The 18,107-nt window shown below is 54.1% G+C and carries 28 protein-coding genes; 12 read left to right on the top strand and 16 right to left on the bottom strand.

The genetic code is table 11. The annotated features are described in order from the left end of the window. Positions 1–123: 123 nt before the first annotated feature. The 15 genes from AACL31_RS00965 to AACL31_RS00900 all read right to left on the bottom strand — a co-directional run bounded on the left by AACL31_RS00965 (position 124) and on the right by AACL31_RS00900 (position 8,936). Positions 124–768 carry a hypothetical protein gene (locus tag AACL31_RS00965; RefSeq protein WP_310511814.1) on the bottom strand — a complete coding sequence of 215 codons (645 nt, stop codon included), beginning with the start codon at positions 766–768 and terminating at the stop codon, positions 124–126. Continuing rightward, the gene (locus AACL31_RS20850; protein WP_366212747.1) at positions 769–1,011 is read right to left on the bottom strand and encodes a DUF551 domain-containing protein; all 243 of its coding nucleotides are present in this window, start codon (positions 1,009–1,011) and stop codon (positions 769–771) included. Between the two features lie 106 nt (positions 1,012–1,117). Beyond that, entirely contained in the window at positions 1,118–1,492 is a 375-nt protein-coding gene (locus AACL31_RS00960) for a Mor transcription activator family protein (protein WP_310511813.1), read from the bottom strand. Continuing rightward, the gene (locus AACL31_RS00955; RefSeq protein ID WP_310511812.1) at positions 1,486–1,908 is read right to left on the bottom strand and encodes a regulatory protein GemA; all 423 of its coding nucleotides are present in this window, start codon (positions 1,906–1,908) and stop codon (positions 1,486–1,488) included. The genes AACL31_RS00960 and AACL31_RS00955 overlap by 7 nt, the downstream gene beginning before the upstream one ends. 137 nt (positions 1,909–2,045) lie before the next feature. Next, complete coding sequence (locus AACL31_RS00950) at positions 2,046–2,225, bottom strand: hypothetical protein (protein WP_310511811.1); 180 nt, start codon at positions 2,223–2,225, stop codon at positions 2,046–2,048. A 16-nt stretch (positions 2,226–2,241) separates the two neighbouring features. Further along, complete coding sequence (locus tag AACL31_RS00945) at positions 2,242–2,871, bottom strand: LysE family translocator (protein ID WP_310511810.1); 630 nt, start codon at positions 2,869–2,871, stop codon at positions 2,242–2,244. 241 nt (positions 2,872–3,112) lie between these two features. Then, positions 3,113–3,283: a hypothetical protein gene (locus AACL31_RS00940; protein ID WP_310511809.1), complete on the bottom strand. Its 171-nt coding sequence runs from the start codon at positions 3,281–3,283 to the stop codon at positions 3,113–3,115. Continuing rightward, positions 3,280–3,810 carry a host-nuclease inhibitor Gam family protein gene (locus AACL31_RS00935; protein ID WP_310511808.1) on the bottom strand — a complete coding sequence of 177 codons (531 nt, stop codon included), beginning with the start codon at positions 3,808–3,810 and terminating at the stop codon, positions 3,280–3,282. The genes AACL31_RS00940 and AACL31_RS00935 overlap by 4 nt, the downstream gene beginning before the upstream one ends. A gap of 32 nt (positions 3,811–3,842) precedes the next feature. Continuing rightward, positions 3,843–4,073 carry a hypothetical protein gene (locus AACL31_RS00930; RefSeq protein WP_310511807.1) on the bottom strand — a complete coding sequence of 77 codons (231 nt, stop codon included), beginning with the start codon at positions 4,071–4,073 and terminating at the stop codon, positions 3,843–3,845. A gap of 2 nt (positions 4,074–4,075) precedes the next feature. Then, entirely contained in the window at positions 4,076–4,378 is a 303-nt protein-coding gene (locus AACL31_RS00925) for a hypothetical protein (RefSeq protein WP_310511806.1), read from the bottom strand. 11 nt (positions 4,379–4,389) lie between these two features. Continuing rightward, complete coding sequence (locus AACL31_RS00920) at positions 4,390–5,562, bottom strand: ExeA family protein (RefSeq protein ID WP_310511805.1); 1,173 nt, start codon at positions 5,560–5,562, stop codon at positions 4,390–4,392. 12 nt (positions 5,563–5,574) lie between these two features. Continuing rightward, on the bottom strand, positions 5,575–7,362 hold the full coding sequence (locus AACL31_RS00915; RefSeq protein ID WP_310511804.1) for a transposase family protein: 1,788 nt from the start codon (positions 7,360–7,362) through the stop codon (positions 5,575–5,577). Then, positions 7,359–8,312, bottom strand: coding sequence for a DUF3102 domain-containing protein (locus AACL31_RS00910; protein ID WP_339053668.1), 954 nt, complete (start codon positions 8,310–8,312; stop codon positions 7,359–7,361). The genes AACL31_RS00915 and AACL31_RS00910 overlap by 4 nt, the downstream gene beginning before the upstream one ends. Before the next feature lie 12 nt (positions 8,313–8,324). Beyond that, positions 8,325–8,645 (bottom strand): helix-turn-helix domain-containing protein, encoded by a 321-nt coding sequence (locus tag AACL31_RS00905; protein ID WP_310511802.1) that lies wholly within the window; start codon positions 8,643–8,645, stop codon positions 8,325–8,327. A 57-nt stretch (positions 8,646–8,702) separates the two neighbouring features. After that, positions 8,703–8,936: a hypothetical protein gene (locus AACL31_RS00900; protein WP_310511801.1), complete on the bottom strand. Its 234-nt coding sequence runs from the start codon at positions 8,934–8,936 to the stop codon at positions 8,703–8,705. 197 nt (positions 8,937–9,133) lie between these two features. On the opposite strand from AACL31_RS00900, the gene AACL31_RS00895 reads away from it, so the two are divergent. Then, a complete protein-coding gene (locus AACL31_RS00895; RefSeq protein ID WP_422389271.1) occupies positions 9,134–10,114 on the top strand; it encodes a hypothetical protein in 981 nt (326 codons plus the stop codon). Between the two features lie 28 nt (positions 10,115–10,142). Here the strand turns inward: AACL31_RS00895 and AACL31_RS00890 are convergent, their stop codons facing one another. Next, positions 10,143–10,910, bottom strand: a complete 768-nt coding sequence (locus tag AACL31_RS00890; RefSeq protein WP_310511799.1) for a DNA adenine methylase — start codon at positions 10,908–10,910, stop codon at positions 10,143–10,145. Positions 10,911–11,186: 276 nt separating this feature from the next. Here AACL31_RS00890 and AACL31_RS00885 point away from each other — a divergent pair, with 276 nt between their 5' ends. The 11 genes from AACL31_RS00885 to AACL31_RS00835 all read left to right on the top strand — a co-directional run bounded on the left by AACL31_RS00885 (position 11,187) and on the right by AACL31_RS00835 (position 18,026). Next, positions 11,187–11,540, top strand: a complete 354-nt coding sequence (locus AACL31_RS00885; RefSeq protein ID WP_310511798.1) for a putative holin — start codon at positions 11,187–11,189, stop codon at positions 11,538–11,540. A gap of 2 nt (positions 11,541–11,542) precedes the next feature. Continuing rightward, a complete protein-coding gene (locus tag AACL31_RS00880) occupies positions 11,543–12,181 on the top strand; it encodes a transglycosylase SLT domain-containing protein (RefSeq protein WP_339053667.1) in 639 nt (212 codons plus the stop codon). A gap of 60 nt (positions 12,182–12,241) precedes the next feature. Beyond that, positions 12,242–12,454, top strand: coding sequence for a hypothetical protein (locus AACL31_RS00875; RefSeq protein ID WP_339053666.1), 213 nt, complete (start codon positions 12,242–12,244; stop codon positions 12,452–12,454). Continuing rightward, positions 12,402–12,797, top strand: coding sequence for a hypothetical protein (locus AACL31_RS00870; protein ID WP_339053665.1), 396 nt, complete (start codon positions 12,402–12,404; stop codon positions 12,795–12,797). Before AACL31_RS00875 ends, AACL31_RS00870 begins: the two co-directional genes overlap by 53 nt. Next, positions 12,794–13,117 carry a hypothetical protein gene (locus AACL31_RS00865; RefSeq protein ID WP_022547389.1) on the top strand — a complete coding sequence of 108 codons (324 nt, stop codon included), beginning with the start codon at positions 12,794–12,796 and terminating at the stop codon, positions 13,115–13,117. The genes AACL31_RS00870 and AACL31_RS00865 overlap by 4 nt, the downstream gene beginning before the upstream one ends. Before the next feature lie 2 nt (positions 13,118–13,119). Next, positions 13,120–13,431: a hypothetical protein gene (locus AACL31_RS00860; protein ID WP_310511795.1), complete on the top strand. Its 312-nt coding sequence runs from the start codon at positions 13,120–13,122 to the stop codon at positions 13,429–13,431. Positions 13,432–13,538: 107 nt separating this feature from the next. After that, positions 13,539–13,985, top strand: a complete 447-nt coding sequence (locus AACL31_RS00855; protein ID WP_339053664.1) for a phage protein Gp27 family protein — start codon at positions 13,539–13,541, stop codon at positions 13,983–13,985. Next, a complete protein-coding gene (locus tag AACL31_RS00850; protein ID WP_339053663.1) occupies positions 13,982–15,298 on the top strand; it encodes a terminase large subunit domain-containing protein in 1,317 nt (438 codons plus the stop codon). The genes AACL31_RS00855 and AACL31_RS00850 overlap by 4 nt, the downstream gene beginning before the upstream one ends. Further along, the gene (locus AACL31_RS00845; protein ID WP_339053662.1) at positions 15,298–16,758 is read left to right on the top strand and encodes a DUF935 domain-containing protein; all 1,461 of its coding nucleotides are present in this window, start codon (positions 15,298–15,300) and stop codon (positions 16,756–16,758) included. Before AACL31_RS00850 ends, AACL31_RS00845 begins: the two co-directional genes overlap by 1 nt. Beyond that, a complete protein-coding gene (locus AACL31_RS00840; RefSeq protein ID WP_339053661.1) occupies positions 16,742–17,581 on the top strand; it encodes a phage minor head protein in 840 nt (279 codons plus the stop codon). Before AACL31_RS00845 ends, AACL31_RS00840 begins: the two co-directional genes overlap by 17 nt. Next, the gene (locus tag AACL31_RS00835; protein WP_310511790.1) at positions 17,571–18,026 is read left to right on the top strand and encodes a phage virion morphogenesis protein; all 456 of its coding nucleotides are present in this window, start codon (positions 17,571–17,573) and stop codon (positions 18,024–18,026) included. Before AACL31_RS00840 ends, AACL31_RS00835 begins: the two co-directional genes overlap by 11 nt. Positions 18,027–18,107 lie beyond the last annotated feature (81 nt).

The following is an 18,107-nucleotide window of genomic DNA, read 5'->3' as shown; positions in this document are numbered from 1 at the left end:
CTGGGACAAACTGGATCTATCTGGGACAAGTCAGGGTGATTAAGTTACACATAGTGAAACAGGAATCATCACTCAAATTAATCGATTCTTGAAATCATGTTGCTGCTTGAAGTCGTATCCAGTTCAGTCGGTAGAAGAGCATGATGGCTTTGCTTCTCTTTTCCTGATGTCTATTCTGGTAATTTGATCTGCAGGGATGTAAGTGGCAAGAGCGCCGTAGTCCTGATGAATAACATCCCCATACTCTACCCACTCATCGCTATTTGCCGAACTTCTATGCGTGACATAGAGAATGACATCGCCGTTATTACCCAGTGTAAAAGGCCCATTTGGAAGTCCCTCGAAGCGTCCAGGCAATCGTGACAGCAAGCCCGAACCATCCTTTAGTACCACAAATAATTCGGTCACCCGATAATCCGTCAGGCCAAACATTTGTTGCCAGGCAGAGTGGGTACCATCAGACCACGAGATATTATGCTTCCGGAGAAACGCGTACAACCGTTTACGCCCATATTTACGCCACGATGCACCCAGGGTCAATGCCAATAACACTGGCAATAACGTTGCCGTGTAAGCATTGACGCCATACCATAGTGTCACGTGGTATATTGCTGTCGGCAACAGGCTAAAAATCAGTGTGGAGAAGAGAATATCAATGGGTTTATGGTGTTCTTTCAGACCGACATTGGCAATAAAATAACCGATGTAGCCAGAGGCCAGTGTTACCAGAGTTGCCCAAGACAGATCCAACAGCGATGCATCTATCATTCAGTCCTCCTTCGCCCCGTGTTGCCAGGGCTCATTAGTGCTTTCTCGTGGAACAGGTGGCAGCGGCATCCAGTGAGTAACTCCATGGACATCATTGTAGAAATCACCGTCATCCCACTCCCTTCTTTGGCTTAGAAAGCAGACCTTCATATCCCCATAGCTACAGTAAACTAGCACCCATTGTTCAGGAGCTGGAAGTTGATTTTGACAAGAGATCCAACCATCAGCTGATGAATCGAGCATATGAAATATCCTTCTATTGTCTGGTTAGCATTAACCCAATACTCACTATCTGGTGTATATGTTATGTTTTTCTCTCCGACGTTTCACTGCGTGAAACAAGAAACAGTCATCGAGGCGGCTTATCTTCATCTTCAAACAGATTGCCCTGGATGCGGGCCAGCTCTTCTTTTTTAACCCGTTTTATCACGGAATAAATCCACTGTAGCGAGACTTCGTACTTGCGTGCCAGGGCACGGTGGTTATGGCCGTTGAAATCGGCAAATATCTCCCGGTCGCGCTGGTTTATTTTCCACATCAGCCCCATCGGAAAATAGACATTCTGCCCGCCCCAGACCCGCATCATTTGGCTGGCGACGGCATCGCCTATCTGACTGGCAACAGCGGGGTCAACACCGATAATCTGTCTGACGGTCTGGGCCGTGTGTTCGGCCAGCTCAACCAGTAACTCCGGCCCTTTGCTACGAAAGGTATGCTCTAGCATGAGGTTGCCCTCACCACGCGTTTTTGCCACTGCTTGAGTTGCTCGATAACCTGGCTGGCCTGCTGGCTATCTAGCCAGTAAGGCGAATCACAGCCGGTTTCCCGTTTAACAAAGTGGGCCAGGGCTTTTGCTGACGCATCCCGGACAATGCCCTCATCGGCCATTGCCTGCCACAGGGCCTGCATTTTCTGGATTTGCGGACGGTCGGTCTGCTTTTTCGTCGTGGGTTGAGTCGGTTGGATACGAAAGCCTTGTGTCTTCAGGGCGTTTAACACTTGCGCCAGTTGACCGATATTCAGGGCTTTTGCTGATGTTTTCCCCGTTAGCCTGTGCAGCATCTGGCGGTAAGTCGTGTCATCCAGTTTGAGGTGGTGGGCGGCAATATGGATTAACTGCAGGTATTTTTGTCGGGTCATCGGAGGCGTCCTTTATCGTTGTGGTCGGGGTCAGGATTCCTTATGCCATGAATAAAAAAATAATCCTTCGGGTTTTGAAGGATTATAAAATGAATATCGTTATTATTCAATTGAATGCCTCAAGCGCGGCTTTTCCGCTATGACTTCTTCACACAAATCGCCTTGGCGTCGATATCTTTGAAGGTTTCAAATTTTTCTGCGAACTGCTTGGCGGCCTGTTGACAGGCGCTTGCCGTATAAAACTCCTGTGTATGCAGCGTGGAAAAAGCATGACCGGCATAGGGACTGGCGTATAGGGCTAAAATTAATATCCACATGATAATTTATCCTCTTTCACTGAATTAAGGTCGGGTGTTCAACAAAACAAAGACTGAACGCAATCAACACCAGGAAACCGGCAAACAGGCGGTTTTGTTGTTTGCGGGTTTCGGGCGATTGAAAATAAGGCCGCAAGCGGGCGGCAATGACCGCGTAGAGCGTCATCATCAGCGCATCGACCATTACCATCGTCAGGGTCATAAGGGTAATTTGTGGCCCTAACGGATGGGCCGGATTAAGAAAGAGCGGTAGTGTCGCAAGCAGGAAGGCGAGCACTTTGGCGTTGGTGATGTCGGTCAGAAAACCCCAGCAGAACCGTTGCGCGCCGCGGGTCAATGTGACGACATCGTAGGCATCCATGATGACTGGCGCACGCCAGGTTCGGTATGCGGCAAACAGTAGCCAGAGTACGCTAATGCCTTTCAGCAGCAGCCAGGCTGTTTCTGAAGCGCGCAACGCTTCCGTGCTCAGTGCCACAATGGGCACCATCAAGGCTAACGCGGTCGCCTGGCCGGCAATAAGCGGTAGCGTCTTGCGCCATCCACGCTGGAAGGCATGGTTAAGGGTGAGGATAGCGCCTGCACCCGGTAATACGGCACTGAGCAAGGCACCGCCTAAAAAAACTAACCAAAGGTCAAGGTTCATGGTTTATTTACCTCGTGCGTTTGATGATGGGGTGGTGTTGACGTCGAGGGTGAATGTACCTTCGTACCCGTTAAGGGATGAATATCCCAGTTAAGTACCCAGACACCATATCGCTGCCCGCAATCGGGGCAGGCCAGGATGAGGTCAATCCCCCACTCACCACTTTCCGGTTGTTGAGTGATGTTTGCCTGGATGGGATTGAGGTGGTTTGTTCCCTGATGGCAGCTGATGCAGGTAATGGTCATAACGTGTTTTCCTTACCTAAGGCGACTATCAGTTCGGCCAATATCTCGAAGGCATTTTGAAATTCACAATAAGCGGCAGCAGAATGGTCTGCCCGCAGGTGATGCATGGCGCGGTTTATGTGCCTTTCAATTTGGCGGCGCAGAGGTTTTATTTCCTGATAGCTCATGAGGTCACCTCCTGCCCGAAGGGCGTAATAATGAAATCCTCAAGCTGATTGCGAAACGTAATGCCGGGAATATTCAGTCTCTGGATAGTGTCCTGTTTTTTTAGCAGGGCATTTTTATCAAGCTGTGCTTTGCGAATAATGCAGTCGGTCTGTCCGTTTTCTTCCAGCGCCTGCAGGATATCGTCCATCTCTTTTAGCGAAACGGACGGGGGGCGGTTACGCCATGACACCTCGCCGGTTATCAGGTTGGCGGTTTTGGTTTTGCCGTTTTGGGTAAGCTCTTCACGGTTGGCCTCGCACCAGGTCTGGATACCTCTTTGCAACAGGGTGATGCGGGCTTTCATGGCTTCAATATCAGCCGCATGTTGATGGGTTAACCGCGCAATTTCATCGTTAATCTGCGTCTCCAGTCGGGTCATTTCCCGCTGGATATCGCCCAGATTTTTAATATCGTTTATCACCTGCTCACGGGTTTGCGGGGTGCAGGAAGCCGCCACGGCTTTAAGCCGCGTTATTTTCTTTGCCATCTTTTTTACCTTTTCATTAACAACGTCGGGAATTAAACACGCTCGAAAATAATGTCTTCCAGGGCGTCAGTGTGTTGAATATGCTCAAATACGTTAATTCGATATCGGGCCGCAATGTCACCGAGACAGCAATCCTGTTCATTAAAATCACGGCAGTTTTCGCAAATCGATAAATAGGTTTCATATTCCTTTTCCGGCATATCGACGGTTTTTGCCAGATAAACCCATTGTCGTGCGGTAATACGGACAGGTCGTGTTTTCATGATTAACGTACCTCCCAGGTGATTCGGCAGTTATCTTGCAGGAACTGGTATTTTTCCCAGCGGCCCTGACGGTCGGCACCCAAGGCATAGCGCACGGCATGGCCCTTTTGATGTAAAGCATCACACCGTCGGTCATGCCGCAGGGTAATGGTCGGACGGCTATAGCCATCAACGGTAAACTGACTGACGATAAAGCCTTCCTGGCTGAGTTTGTCCATCACCGACAGGCATTGCCTGAACTGTTGCTGGATAACCTGGTAGGTCATCGCTGACGGGTTTTTAATGGTCACGGCGGGGTTGAGCATAGAAGCCTCCTTTAATGCACACTGTGAATAATATTGGCGTCGATAACCGGAATGGCGTTTTGCGCGGCCAGATTCATGGCGGCGGTCAGCAGGTTGCCGATAGCCAGGGGGTAAAGCAGACTCACTGTCGTTCTCTGTTGCGATGGGACGCTTTGCCCCCCTCTCTGATAACTCAGGCGTTGGCGTATCGCCTTGATTGCCTCTGGGGTGATAATTTTGTTTAGGTCTGCGCCTATCCGTTTGAACTTGAAAGCAAGAAAATCCTCCAGGTGTGCATCCAGGGGCGGCAGGTCAATGACCTCACAACGTTGCACCACCTCCCTGACGTCAAGTAGCCGTTCAGATAACTTGTCGCCCAGTTCAGGCTGGCCGAGCAAAACGATGGACAGCAGCTTTTTATGACCATCATCCAGTTCAAAGAAGCGTTTAAGATGTTTTAATGTCGGGATGGGCAGCGCGTGCGCTTCTTCAATCACCAGTACATGGCTGTAACCGGTGCGACTGCTGTCTTTTAATAGCTTGTGTAACTGGCGAAAACGGGCTTCGGGTGAGCGTTTGAGTTTTTCCAGTGGGGCCAGCGTATGGACAATGGCCTCGGCGAGACTGGCGGCTTTCAGGGTCTTGCCCTGATGGTCGTTGTCTTCCATCGCCAGCACGTAGGGTTCAATCACCACCACTGGGCTATTTTCTTTGTTAATGCGGTCAATCAGGTCACGACGCAGGGTGCTTTTACCTGCGCCGGATTCACCGATAACGGCGATAAAGCCGCCAAACAACGCGGTCTGGTACAACGCTTCTCGGGCATAACCGCTGTCAGGGGTTAAAAAAACGTCATCCGCACTTTGCACCGCATAGTCATCAAACGGAGCGCGAAACAGCCCAAAATGCTTTTTGGTGGCAGGCAGTAATACCTGTTTTTTTAGTAACATGGTGTCTTCCTCATTGCTAAATAGTGGGCGCTTTTCCTTGCCGCCGGACGTTACCCCGTCAAAGCAGTCGTCCGCCGCGATGCCCTGGTCACGCAGCCAGGCACGGATACGTTGTTTTAGCGCGTCGATGTCCTGTTTTGGCCACTGATGGTGGTTGACTATCTGCGCCAGTGTCGCCTCGGAAAGGTCAAGCGCACGGGCCAGGGCCGCCTGGGTCAGATTGTGGTGTTGTAACAGGGGTTTCAGTTTCAGCATGATGGCCTCCCGTTAACCGTGACTGGCCAGACTGACCACCACCTCGGTGGACTGGGCCATCAGCTCATCACCCAGCGCATCGACCTGGTCAGCAGGAATACCCTCAGGGAAGCGTTGGGTCAGCGTGGTGTAAAATTCACTGCGCCAGGTCTTGCCCGCCGCCTGGAAACGCGCCCGCAGGCGTTGCACCACCACGACCGGGTTTAAACGTTCTTCAAAACGCGGCGCGCAAACCGGGGAGGCCTGGCCCTGTTTGGGCAGGTAAATGGGTGGGGTATCGCGTTCATTGTCCAGATAAGGGTTAAAGCGACCTCCCAGTGGCAGCGCCTTGGCTTTTTGCGCTGCGGCAGTTTCGCCTGGCGTGGTGGTGCCATACAGGGTCTGCTCGACTTCCGCCAGATGGTGTTGTGCCGTGGTGTGGGGTAATGCTTTGAACGATTCGCCGAGTGTCGGGCTCTTGAGGGCAAAGCCGTAGTCGTCTTTCACCACTTCCGGTACCCGGTAAAAGACTTCCATGCCGTCCTCATTGATTATCACCACCTGTGCTTCACTGTCACGCCAGGGGTTACGCACTATCTGTACGGTGTCGCCCACGCAAACGCCGGGGACTTGCCGTACATCGTATTCACTCCCCCTGAACGATACGCGCCGATGTGCGCTGACCTTACGGCTTTCCGGCAGACTCACTGCCAGTTCACGGCATATTTCAACGGGTGGTGCCTTGATTAACTGCTGCGGGGTGATCCGTAACCAGCAGTCGGTGCGGGTCATGCCGGTACGCCGATGCACTGCGGTGCGGTTATACTTTTTACGCCATAACCCGACCAGGCGGTTCAGTTCATCAATATTATCGACTTGCACAAACCGTAAACCGGATTCAAAATTGCACTCCAGAATGTCGCGCGCCTTTTCCACTGAGCCGGTGGCGCGGGCATTACCGGCTTTATGGGCGATAAGTTGAATACCAAGAGTTTTACACAGGTTGCGCATGGTGGACGAGACCAGCGCGCAACCGGGGTCGGTATAAAGGATGCGCGGCACACCATGCAGTACGTCGGCCCCACCGCGTTCTTGCATGGCATTAATCAGCACATCGGTAAAGTTTTGTGTCGTTTCGCCGCCAAAGCGGTACTCAGCGTAAATCCAGCCACTGGTATGGTCGGTCAGCTCAAATGACCAGACACGGTCATTAACAATACGGGCCAGATTTTTGGGTTTGTTCGGGTTAAATTCTTCTTCACGCATCATGCGCAGGCCACTATCGCGTGTGGTACGACCTTTGGTGGGATTTTTCAGGTAATAAAGCACACACTGTGACGCATCCAGTTGCCAAACATGATTAGGATGGTCGGTTTTTAACTGGACGCAAGGGGCAGGTGCGCCTAACTGGTTGGGGTGTAAGCGATAACGGTACAGCGCCCGGCTGATGGCATCGACTGACAAGGGGAACCACTCGCCGGTCTCGTTATCAATATACCCGGCATTAATCAGGTTGTTCGCCCGCAGGTCGTTAATCGCCTGCTCCAGGCTGTAAAGGCGTTTACCGTTCTTGCGATGCGAGGCCATCATCACGCCGGATATCTGTAGAGCTTCCTCACGGGTCAGGGCGCTGGTACCATAATCCACCCGCTGCTTGCGCGGCGGTTTAGCGCTGACCTGTTTGATTTTTCGCAGCAGCGTAGCCCTGGAAATACCGAGTGCCTGACAGCCTGTCTGATACACCGCGTCTTTGCCGCCATGTCCGGCTTTCTCGGCCGCCTGGGCAATTGCCAGTACGCGTTCGGTCAGGATGGCGTTCATAACACCGCCTCCTCGCCGTTATCCTGTCCGGTGCCGCGCAGGTGTTCCGGTAACTGAAAATCCGCATCGTCGGCATCCGCATCGGCTTTTGCCCAGTCAGGTACCAACGCTGATACTGCGTGGTGGGGTAATGAAAAATCACTGCGTAACACATTGATTTCAAACTTAATATCATTAAGCAGTCCCGCTAAATAGTCGGCGTGGGACGTGATATCGCCACTGTGGCTGCTCAGTTTTTCCAGCCCTTCCCGAAAGCGGCCCATTAACATGGTTTTAACATCAAAGCCCACCAGGCCAATCTCTTCACGGAGCTGGCGTATGCCTTCTTCCCCTGATGGTTGAGGTTGATCGAGTATCAGCTTGTCACTCAGTTGATTGATTTTTTCTTCTTTTTCTCTGACTCGGTCGCGGCTTGCTTCGAGCATCTTTTCTGTTGCTCGCAGTTTTGCCCGCAATTCCCGCACTGACATGCGATCAACCTCATCTAGCGTCAGGCCCGCGATGGTGCCGCCTTCGGCGAGTTCCGCCAGATCATCGTCGTCTTCTGTCATGAGTTCAAAAAGCTTTGTTTTGCCCAAAACGGCAAGCGATTTCCGTTTTTCTATTAAACTTGGTGACATGAATTTTATAGATGCCTTCATCATTAATCTTGCGGTTCTTTCATTAAGACCTAACTGTTCAGTAACAATGCTAGTGAATTCGCCGTGTGGCTCATTTTCTTTAATAATGATGAGTCGCTTGCCCGCCTCCAGCATGGCTTCGGCACTCTGTGCCATATAGAAGCGCGCTTCATGAACAATGCGCTCACGCTGATAGGGCAACCCCTCGCCGTACTTCTCCATAATGGCCTGCTGATGTTCAGCCAGGGCGTTAAGATTGTTCATTAAATCCGGTGACAATGCCTGTTCGGGGGCAATTTCAGCCGTTATCGGTAACGCTTTTCTACCCATTGTTTTTTCCTCTTACGGTTTTGACGGTGAGGCTACGCAGCGGCCACGTCTTTCTGCCATCTTGATTTGCGCCCGTTCGGTTTCATCAAAAAAGGCAATAGCAATCTGTATTAATTCTTCACCGAGGCCGTAATTCCCATTGATGCGCTGCTCAACCATGCCCTCTTCCACTAAAAATGGCAGGGTGCGACTGATATTGGCCGCAGAGTCATTGATTAGCGCCGCCAAGGCTTTATTGGACAGGCCGTCGCGGTAATGCCCTTTCATGGCTTTTAAAATACGCAGCGCCCGCCGTGTACGTGAAGAAGGGTGCAGTGATAAGGTGTTTTTCATCGGATGCCTCTTTTTCATTAATGGAAATTGTGTTACCGTCAGTGAAACAGGCGAATGTTATTTTTTATGGCGCTTTTTGCCCGATGGCATGGGGGAACCCATTATCTGTTCAATCGCCTGTTTGATTTTGCGCGCTTCCCCGCGCCAACCTTGGCAGCGGCCATTCAGTAGCATAGATACATGATTGTGGTTAAAGTCGTTGGCCTTGGCCCAAGCCCTCATGGAGCGATAGTGCTGGTAGACATGGTCATAAAAACAGCGCTTAAAGTCAGCGGGGTGTTGCAGTGACATGGTGTTATCTCCGTCATAAAAAGTTAAAAATAAATATACAATGACATACAAAATGATGTAAAGTCTTTTTTGTCTGTTTTTGTATATTTATTATCACCGTTAAAGACCACGGGCTGTTATCGGCCTAAAGGAGACCTGTATGGCAAAGAAAAAAGCGGCAACCAGCCTGTCTGTCAGTACGGCGGACAATATCACGATTGCGGGGGGGGGGGGGGGCAATTGCATACCCTGAAAAAAATGCAGAAAAAAGCGCCCAACAGGAGGTAATGGCACGTTTTGGGGATGGCTTACCCTATGAACGCGAGCGCATTGTGCATGAAGCGCGCTTCTATATGGCACAGAGTGCCGAAGCCATGCTGGAGGCGGGCAAGCGACTCATCATTATTAAAGAAAATGAGCCACACGGCGAATTCACTAGCATTGTTACTGAACAGTTAGGTCTTAATGAAAGAACCGCAAGATTAATGATGAAGGCATCTATAAAATTCATGTCACCAAGTTTAATAGAAAAACGGAAATCGCTTGCCGTTTTGGGCAAAACAAAGCTTTTTGAACTCATGACAGAAGACGACGATGATCTGGCGGAACTCGCCGAAGGCGGCACCATTGCTGGTCTTACACTGGACGACGTCGACCGCATGTCAGTCAGGGAATTGAAGGCAGCACTGCGTAAAGATGAAGCAGCCCTTAAACGCAGCCAGCAACTGGTGTCCGAAAAAGAGAAGCAGCTACAGCAGTTAAGCCAGCAACTGGCTGGAAAAACCTCTACAACGGCTACGAGCGATGAACAGGCTCCGCTCGATACCCAGCAGTGGATCACGCTGACGCTCGAAGGAGTGGGAGATCGCCTCAAATCAGAGCGCCTGCGGCTGGGTCTTAGCCAGGAGATCTTCGCTGAACGCTGTGGGGTTAAAAAACTCACTCAGTATAACTACGAAAAAAGTGAACGCCATCCTGATGCAGGCTACTTAATTGCGGCGAAAGCGTTAGGCGTTGATCTGAATTATGTGATGACCGGTGAGCGCAGTGATGAAGCAAGTGCGCTAGATGTGGTGCGTGATGAGGAAGAGGCTAACTTATTAACAGCGTTTAGGCATATTCCAAGTGATTCACGGGATATTGTCCAGCGCACGATATCAGCCTTGTCCGAGAAAAAAGTCACTCGTCACCGCGCTTAAGCCTTCCCCCTTCGTTGGCGCGAAGGGGTTATTTGACGGTAATAATCAGCTCACGCCGTTGGGTGGGCTGATTGCTGTTGAGACTATAACGAATCGGCACGCTCTCCATCTCGAACCCCTGAAACACTGCCCGCATCTCAGGAATATCATTGACAGAAACAATCATCATTCCCGCTAGGTCTCGTCCCATCCCTGCCAGTTTTTCATATTGCGCCAGACCAAAATCCACCCCATAGCCCTCGGTTCCCCAATACGGCGGGTCGCAGTAAAACAGCGTGTGCGGACGGTCATAACGGGCAATGCAGCTGGCCCAGTCCAGCTGTTCTATGGTGGTGCGTGATAACCGCAGATGCGCGAGCGACAGCTCTTCTTCCATGCGTAACAGATTCAGGCGTGGCCCCGTGGTGGTGGTCACGCCAAAGGTGTGCTCGGCCACCTTACCCCCGAACGCCTGTTTTTGCAGGTAGTAGAAACGGGCAGCCCGTTGGATATCGGTTAAGGTCTCGGTCGGGGTCATTTTCAACCATTGATACATCGCCCGGCTAACCAGCGCCCATTTAAACTGGCGCATAAACTCTTCCAGATGGTGTTTCAGCACCCGATAGAGATTGACCAGCTCGCCGTTGATATCGTTAATCACCTCTGCTTTGCTGGGTGACTTCATAAAGAAGAGCGCCGCCGCGCCACAAAATGGCTCCACGTAGCAGGTATGCGCCGGGAAGTGCGGTAAAATCTGTTTGGCCAGCCGCCGTTTACCGCCTATCCAGGGCAGTATCGGTAAAAAATGTTGTTGCATTCACTGTTCGCCTTTTTCACTAATGGAAATTAGTGTAAGCTCTTTCTGTCCTCGAGGACGGAAAGCGCCACGGTTGACTCACAGGTCGATTCTGTGTGTTGACGGCCTGCTCGGTGTTCTAGCACCGGGTGGGTCGCGCTTTTTCCCTTGCCCCGTTCGGGGCTAATCACTGCGCCTAACCTAACCGCTGACCCGCATCCCCACTAGTAAACCGCTTTAAAAGCGGCTAGCGCACCGTCTTGTCACACTATCGGTCTGATTCTTAGGGAGATGGTGATGAAAATCCGAAAAAAATTGACCTTGACCTCCTTTAAAACCCCGCGTCTCGGCGGTTGGTTGCTCACTGCGGCTGGTCTGTTACTGGTGATTGGCCTGGTCTCACCCCAGCAACTGCCGGTGATGCTCTATAAGCTGGCATTAATCACCCTGGCCGCGGTGGTCGGTTACTGGCTTGACCGTTCGCTGTTCCCCAAGGCCCGACCCGGTCAATACCTGCACCATGACCACCCTGAGGTGGCGCAAGGCCGACATCCGGTGCGCGGCGGCTGCCATCAGGTCTTTGCCGCCGCCCAACTGCGTCGAGCGGTGATTGTGGCGGCGGTGTGTTTGAGTGTGGCGATGGGGTTGTGAGTATGCATTATCACCAACACCCCGATAACCCACCCGGCATGATGCTGTCCTTTTTGCTGATGCTACTGCTGGGTGGTGCCTTTGATGCGAATGCCGCGCGTCCGCCGCAAGCCGCACTCCCGTACCGGGCTGACCTGATACGCAACGCCCGTCTGGTGTGGGGACTCAATGCGCCGGTGGCGGATTTTGCCGCCCAGATTGAGCACGAAAGTGGTTGGCAGCCGGGTATCACCAATCGCATCGGCGCGCAGGGGCTGGGGCAGTTTATGCCCGCGACCACGGCCTGGATTGGGGAATTAATGCCGGAGCTGGCAGCCAAAGCGCCACTGAATCCCGGCTGGAGCCTGCGGGCAGTGGTGAGTTTTGATAACTGGCTATGGCAACGCCTGTCGGCGGTGAATGCGTGTGAGCGCATGGCGATGACGCTCTCGGCCTACAACGGTGGCCTGGGTTGGGTGCAGCGTGACCGCCTCCTGGCAGAACGTCAGGGGTTCGATGGTGGTCGCTGGTTTGACAGCATTGAACGGGTTAATGCCGGACGTGGCGTGAGCGCCTGGCGTGAGAATCGCCATTATCCCCGCCGTATTTTAAAAAGCCTGGCACCGCGTTACCTGACCTGGGGAGGGGCAAGCTGTGTTTAGTGCAGTCAGCCTAAAAAGTCTCGGCGGGGTGCTGGTGATGACGCTGCTGTCGGGCATCTGGTGGCACGGCTACACGCAAGGCGCAGGTCGCTCAACCGAACGGTGCGCGGCAACCCTCAGTCAGCTGCGCGAGACGTTTGCCATGCAGGAAAAACAGCGCGCCGAGCAGGCCGCGCAAACCCTAAATGCCCTGCAGCAGCGTTTTACCCATCAGGTGAAGGTGGCGCATCAGGCCGAACAGCGCTACCTGAATCGCATTGCGCAACTTCGTGACAAAACCCAACACTTAACAAGGCGGATAGAGGATGTTACCCAACATTGGCGGGATGAAAAAGGCCAGGCACATACTGTGGCCTGCGTATTTACTCGTGGCTTCGTGCAGCACTACAACGCCGCCCTCGGGCTGTCAGACGTTGACGTATCAGTCCCTACCGCCGCTGCCGGCGGTACTGGCAACACGACCCGGTCAGCTGAGACCCCTGGCGAGCGACAACGACCGAGTCCAGTTACCCAGCTCGATATGCTCGCCAATATCACCGACAACGGGCAACAGTGCCAGGTCTGGCGAGCACAGGTCAATGGATTACTGGATTACATCGAAGGATTAACACCATGACATTACAGGTCGATTTTTGGGTACTGGTGAGCTATCTGTTTGGGCTGGCGGGCTTTCTCGCGGGGCTGGCCCGCTGGTTTATCCGCGAGACCGAAAAGCGTCAGGCCGAACGGTTTGCATCACTGGAGCGGTTGATGCGCGAGGCGTCCGATAAAGGCTCACGCCTTGAGCGCGAGGTGCTGGAATTCAAGGTGGAGGTGCCGGAACGTTACGTTCGGCGCGACGAATTTATTCATTATCAGCAGGTGGTGGAGTCCCGGTTAGACGCGATTTACCAGAAGCTGGAAACGATACAACTGCGTCAGGTGGCAGGAGGATAAGGATGATAGAGACCGAACAGGCGCGCCGCGAAGGGTTGCGCTGGCTGTTACTGCAGGTAGTCAACAAGGCACGGCCCTATCCGGCCAATGACCGGCTGCTGTGGGATGTGGGCCATTCGCTCTACCCGGACATAACCATGCTGGAGCTGCAAAAAGAGTTGCTGTTCCTTGAGGGATTCAGTCTGGTTCGCCTGACCCGACCGCCCGCACGCTCATGGACCGCTACACTGACGCCGGAAGGGGTGAATCTGGTGGAATACGTCACCGACGATATTCCCGGCATTGCCCGCCCGGCCAAATACTGGAGAGAGTGACGATGGCACCGCGCAGTCATATCGAGGTATTGCCCTCCTCGGTGCGTGAATGGCTCGACCGGGCGCTGACCTAGCGTAATTTCAGTGGCTACCGGGAGCTGGAGACGTTGCTGCGGGATAAAGGGTACAGCATCGGTCGGGCGCAGATTTCCCGCTACGGCCAGAAGGTACAACGCCGTTTTGCCGCTATCCGTGAAGCCACCGAGATGGCACGCGTCATTACCGAAGGGGCAGAAGACGACCAGGACAAACGCTCGGAGGCGATTATCGCCACCATTCAGGCCGATATCCTGACCGCGCTCATCGACGTGCGTGAGGCCAGTGATGAAGAGATGGAGCCGGCAGAGCGCGCCTCTCTGTTAGCCAAGGTGGGCAAAAGTATCGCCACTCTGACCCGCTCGTCAGTGAGTCTCAAACGCTATCAGGCGGAGGTACGCGAGAAAATCGCCGCCCGTCTCGATGAGCTGGAGCAGGAAGTCAAAAACAACGACGGCAACGTGAGCCTGGAAACCGTGCAGCGTGTCCGTCAACAAATTTACGGGATCATCCAATGAGCGCGGCACTCGAGCTTTACCCTTACCAACAGCACTGGCTCCTCGACCGGTCGCGCTTTAAAATCGGCCAGTTTGCGCGCCAGACCGGCAAAACCTTTACCACCACGCTAGAGCTGGTTGACGACTGTTTTGAGACCGAGGCCCGTGGCGGTCGCACCGGCTGGGTCATTCTCTCGCGCGGTGAGCGCCAGGCCAAAGAAGCGATGGAAGAAGGGGTCAAAAAGCATTGTCAGGCGTACGGTCTGGCCATCCGTGAAATCGAAGGCAGCGTGAAAGGCTCGGGCAGCGAACGTTACACCATGCTAGAGGCGGAGCTGCCCGGCGGCTCACGCATTACTGCACTCCCGGCTAACCCCGATACGGCGCGCGGCTTTGCCGCCAATGTGTTTCTCGATGAGTTTGCCTTTCATGCCGACAGTCGCAAAATCTGGGCGGCGCTGTTTCCGGTGATATCAAACGGCTACAAACTGCGCGTCACCTCCACCCCCAATGGCAAGGGCAACAAGTTTTATGAGCTAATGACCGACCCGTCACTGGACAGCGTCTGGTCGCGCCATCGGGTCGATATTCACCAGGCGGTCAAAGACGGCCTGCCACGGGATGTGGCCGCCCTCAAACAGGCGCTCAATGATGAAGACGCCTGGTCACAGGAATTTGAACTGCACTGGCTGGATGAAGCCTCTGCCTGGCTCTCCTATGACCTGATTGATGGTGTTGAACACCCGCAGGCGGGCAAGCCTGAGCACTATAACGGGGGACCCTGTTTTGTCGGTGTCGATATCGGTCTGCGCCATGACCTGTTTGTGATATGGGTGATTGAACAGGTGGGCGATGTGTATTGGACACGCGACATCATTACCCGCAAGCGTGCCCCGTTTGCCGAGCAGGATGCGCTGCTCGATGGGGTCTTTGCCCACTACCGGGTGCTGCGGTGCTGCATCGACCAGACCGGCCTGGGCGAAAAGCCGGTGGAGGATGCCAAACGCCGTCATGGCAGTACGCGGGTCGAAGGGGTGTTATTCACGCCCCCCAACAAGCTGACGCTGGCGACACGCGGTAAAGAGGTATTTGAAGACCGGCGCTTGCGACTGCCACAGGGTGATGGTGCATTACGGGCCGATTTGCATAAACTGAAAAAAGTGATGAGTCCGACTGGCGCGCCGCGTTTTGTCGCCGAGAGCGATGCCGCCGGGCACGCTGACCGTGCCTGGGCGCTGTTTTTAGCGCTTAACGCCGCCGACCAACCCCACGGCCCGGTGCGCGCTTACTCCTGTTGCCCGCGTCAGGCCTCATCCTTGCTGGAGGGATATTGATGATTATCGATAAAAAAGCGTTGTTCAGTGACATTGCCACCCGCGTTCGCAGTCCGGCGGGCCTGGGACAACTGTTCGGCCATTTACCCAATCCCGACCCGATATTACGCGCCAGAGGCCAGGCGATTAGCGTTTACCGCCAGTTACGGTCTGAGCCGTTGGTGGGTAGCAGTATCCGGCGGCGCAAATCCGCGGTCAAATGCCTGGAGCGCGGACTGGAGCCGGGGCAAGCGCCTGCGCCTGTGGTGCGCTTTATTGAACAGACCCTGGCGCAGTGGGACATGAACCGCATCATCGGTGAACTGCTGGAGGCGGCCTTTTTTGGCTATCAACCCGCCGAACTGACCTGGGCAAAAGACGGTCGCCATCTGGTGGTGACCGATGTAGTGGGCAAGCCGCCGGAGTGGTTTACCTTTGATACGGAGAATCGCCTGCGCTTTCAGGCCCAGCAGTCGGGTCTGGCGGGCGAGTTATTACCGCCGCGCAAATTTGTGGTGGCGACGCAAGACGCCACCTTTGATAACCCCTACGGCTTTGCCGACCTGTCGCTGTGCTTCTGGCCGGTGACGTTCAAGAAGGCCGGCTGGTCGTTCTGGATGCGCTTTAGTGAAAAGTATGGCACCCCGTGGGTGGTGGGGCGTCATCCGCGCGGCCATGACCAGGCGCATATCGGCCCGCTGCTGCACTCCCTCGAGCAGATGGTACAGGATGCGGTGGCGGTTATCCCGGATGACAGCAGCATTGAATTCAAGGAGCCCGCCACCAAAGGCGCGTCGAGCAGTCTGTATAAAGACCTGAATGAGATGGCTCGCAGTGAAATTACCATTGCGCTCTTGGGTCAGAACCAGACTACCGAAGCCGAAACCAATCACGCCTCGGCCCAGGCCGGGCTGGAAGTCGCCGCCGATATCCGCGATGGCGATGCGGTGATGGTGATGAGTGCGGTGAATCAGATACTCCGCTGGCTGGTTGAGCTGAACTTTGGTGATGTGCCGGTGCCAACGTGGCGACTGTGGGAGCAGGAGACCATTGATGAGGTGCAGGCCAAGCGTGACCTGAGTCTGGCGCAAACCGCCGGCTTTTTCAGCGCACAGTACTATCAGCGTGAATATGGCCTGCAACCGGGGGATTTACTGATGGAAACCGAGCCAAAAGCCACTGCTCCCTCCGCACCCGCGCTGGCCTTTGCCGAAGGCGAGACGCAGAACGCGCCTGATGCCCAGGCACAGCTTGACCGGGCACTGGACAGTCTGATGAAAAACGGCACGCTGGACAACACCCTGCAACCGCTGCTCACCCCGTTATTTGACGCGGTAAAATCGGGTATTTCCCCCGGCGAACTGAGGGGGAAACTGGCCGCACTTTACCCCGAGATGCAGGCAGAGGCGCTACAGGAAACCCTGGCCAGGGTGATGTTTGTTGCCAACGTCTGGGGGAGATTACATGCCGATACTCAATGATAACGAACTGGCGGCGCTGTTTAGCCTGCCGCCTAAACGGGTGATAGCCTACTTGAAAGCCAAAGGCTTTACCTTTTCCTGGGACTGGCAGGACATCTGGCAAGCCGCCCATTCCCAGAGCGCGACGGTAGCCAAGGTGACACAACTGGATATTCTGCAAGATATTTATCAGGCGCTGAAAACCGCCCTGGAGGAAGGTAAAACCGGGCAATGGTTTGCCCAGGAATTAACCCCGGCACTGCAGGCCAAGGGATGGTGGGGGCAACAGGATACCCACGACCCGGTGAGTGGGGAGCCGGTGACGTTGCAATTAGGCAGTCCGCAGCGACTGGAGACGATTTATCGCACCAATCTGATTACCCTGTACAACGCCGGGCGCTGGGCAGAAATGCGGGAGAATATCGCGGCCCGTCCCTACTGGATGTATGTGGCGATACGTGATAACCGTACCCGCAAAAGCCACCTGGCGCTGCATGGTCGGGTATTTTCTGCCGATGACCCAGTATGGCGCGCACTCTATCCGCCCAATGGCTGGCGCTGTCGCTGCAGTGTGATAGCTCTGGCAGCGCGGGATGTCAACGCGCGTGGGCTAACGGTGGAAACGTCCGGTGACCGTCTGCGCTGGTCGTTGCAGGTGGTCTCGCGCAAAACCGGCGAAATGCGGCCAGTGGCCCAGCTAACGCTCGACAATCATACCGTGTTTTCCCCAGATATCGGCTGGTCGTATAATCCCGGTGAAGGGTATCGACCGGACTTAACCCGCTATCAGGGGCCGTTACACCCATTAGCCCGTCAAACACTGGGAGAACGGAATGACCGCTAATATTCTGTCGGTTGAGATAACCGATAACGACCTGAAACAGGCCCTGAAGCAACTGGAGAAAGCCGCTTACGACCTGACGCCACTGATGCGCATCTGGTCTGAAACGCTCAAAACCGCCACCGACCTAAACTTTGAGGCGCAGGGGCGGCCACGCTGGCAACCGTCGGTCGCAGCACTCGCCCGCCAGGGCATGACGCTCTCCAAGGACGGGTATTTACGCCGCAGCGTGACGTCGGAATATGATGCGCATCAGGCGATGGTCGGCACGAATCGTGTTTATGCTCGTATTCATCAACTGGGCGGTAAGGCTGGAAGGGGTAACTCGGTGACACTCCCCCCGCGTCGGTATCTGCCGGTATCCGAAGCGGGACAGTTAGACACTGAGGTCAAACGCCAGCTGCTCGATGATGTCCTTGATTATTTGCAACAGGCTAGCCTCCGCTAAATGCCCTCTGACGCCTTCGGGCGTTTTTGTGGGACTATTCGATACCCAATAGCGCTTTTCCCCTTTATAAAGCTTTATAAA

Source organism: Arsenophonus endosymbiont of Crataerina pallida (assembly GCF_964020125.1).
Taxonomy (GTDB): domain Bacteria; phylum Pseudomonadota; class Gammaproteobacteria; order Enterobacterales; family Enterobacteriaceae; genus Arsenophonus; species Arsenophonus nilaparvatae.
Note: the sequence above shows the minus strand (reverse complement) of the source record. Positions and strands in the feature narration are given on the sequence as shown.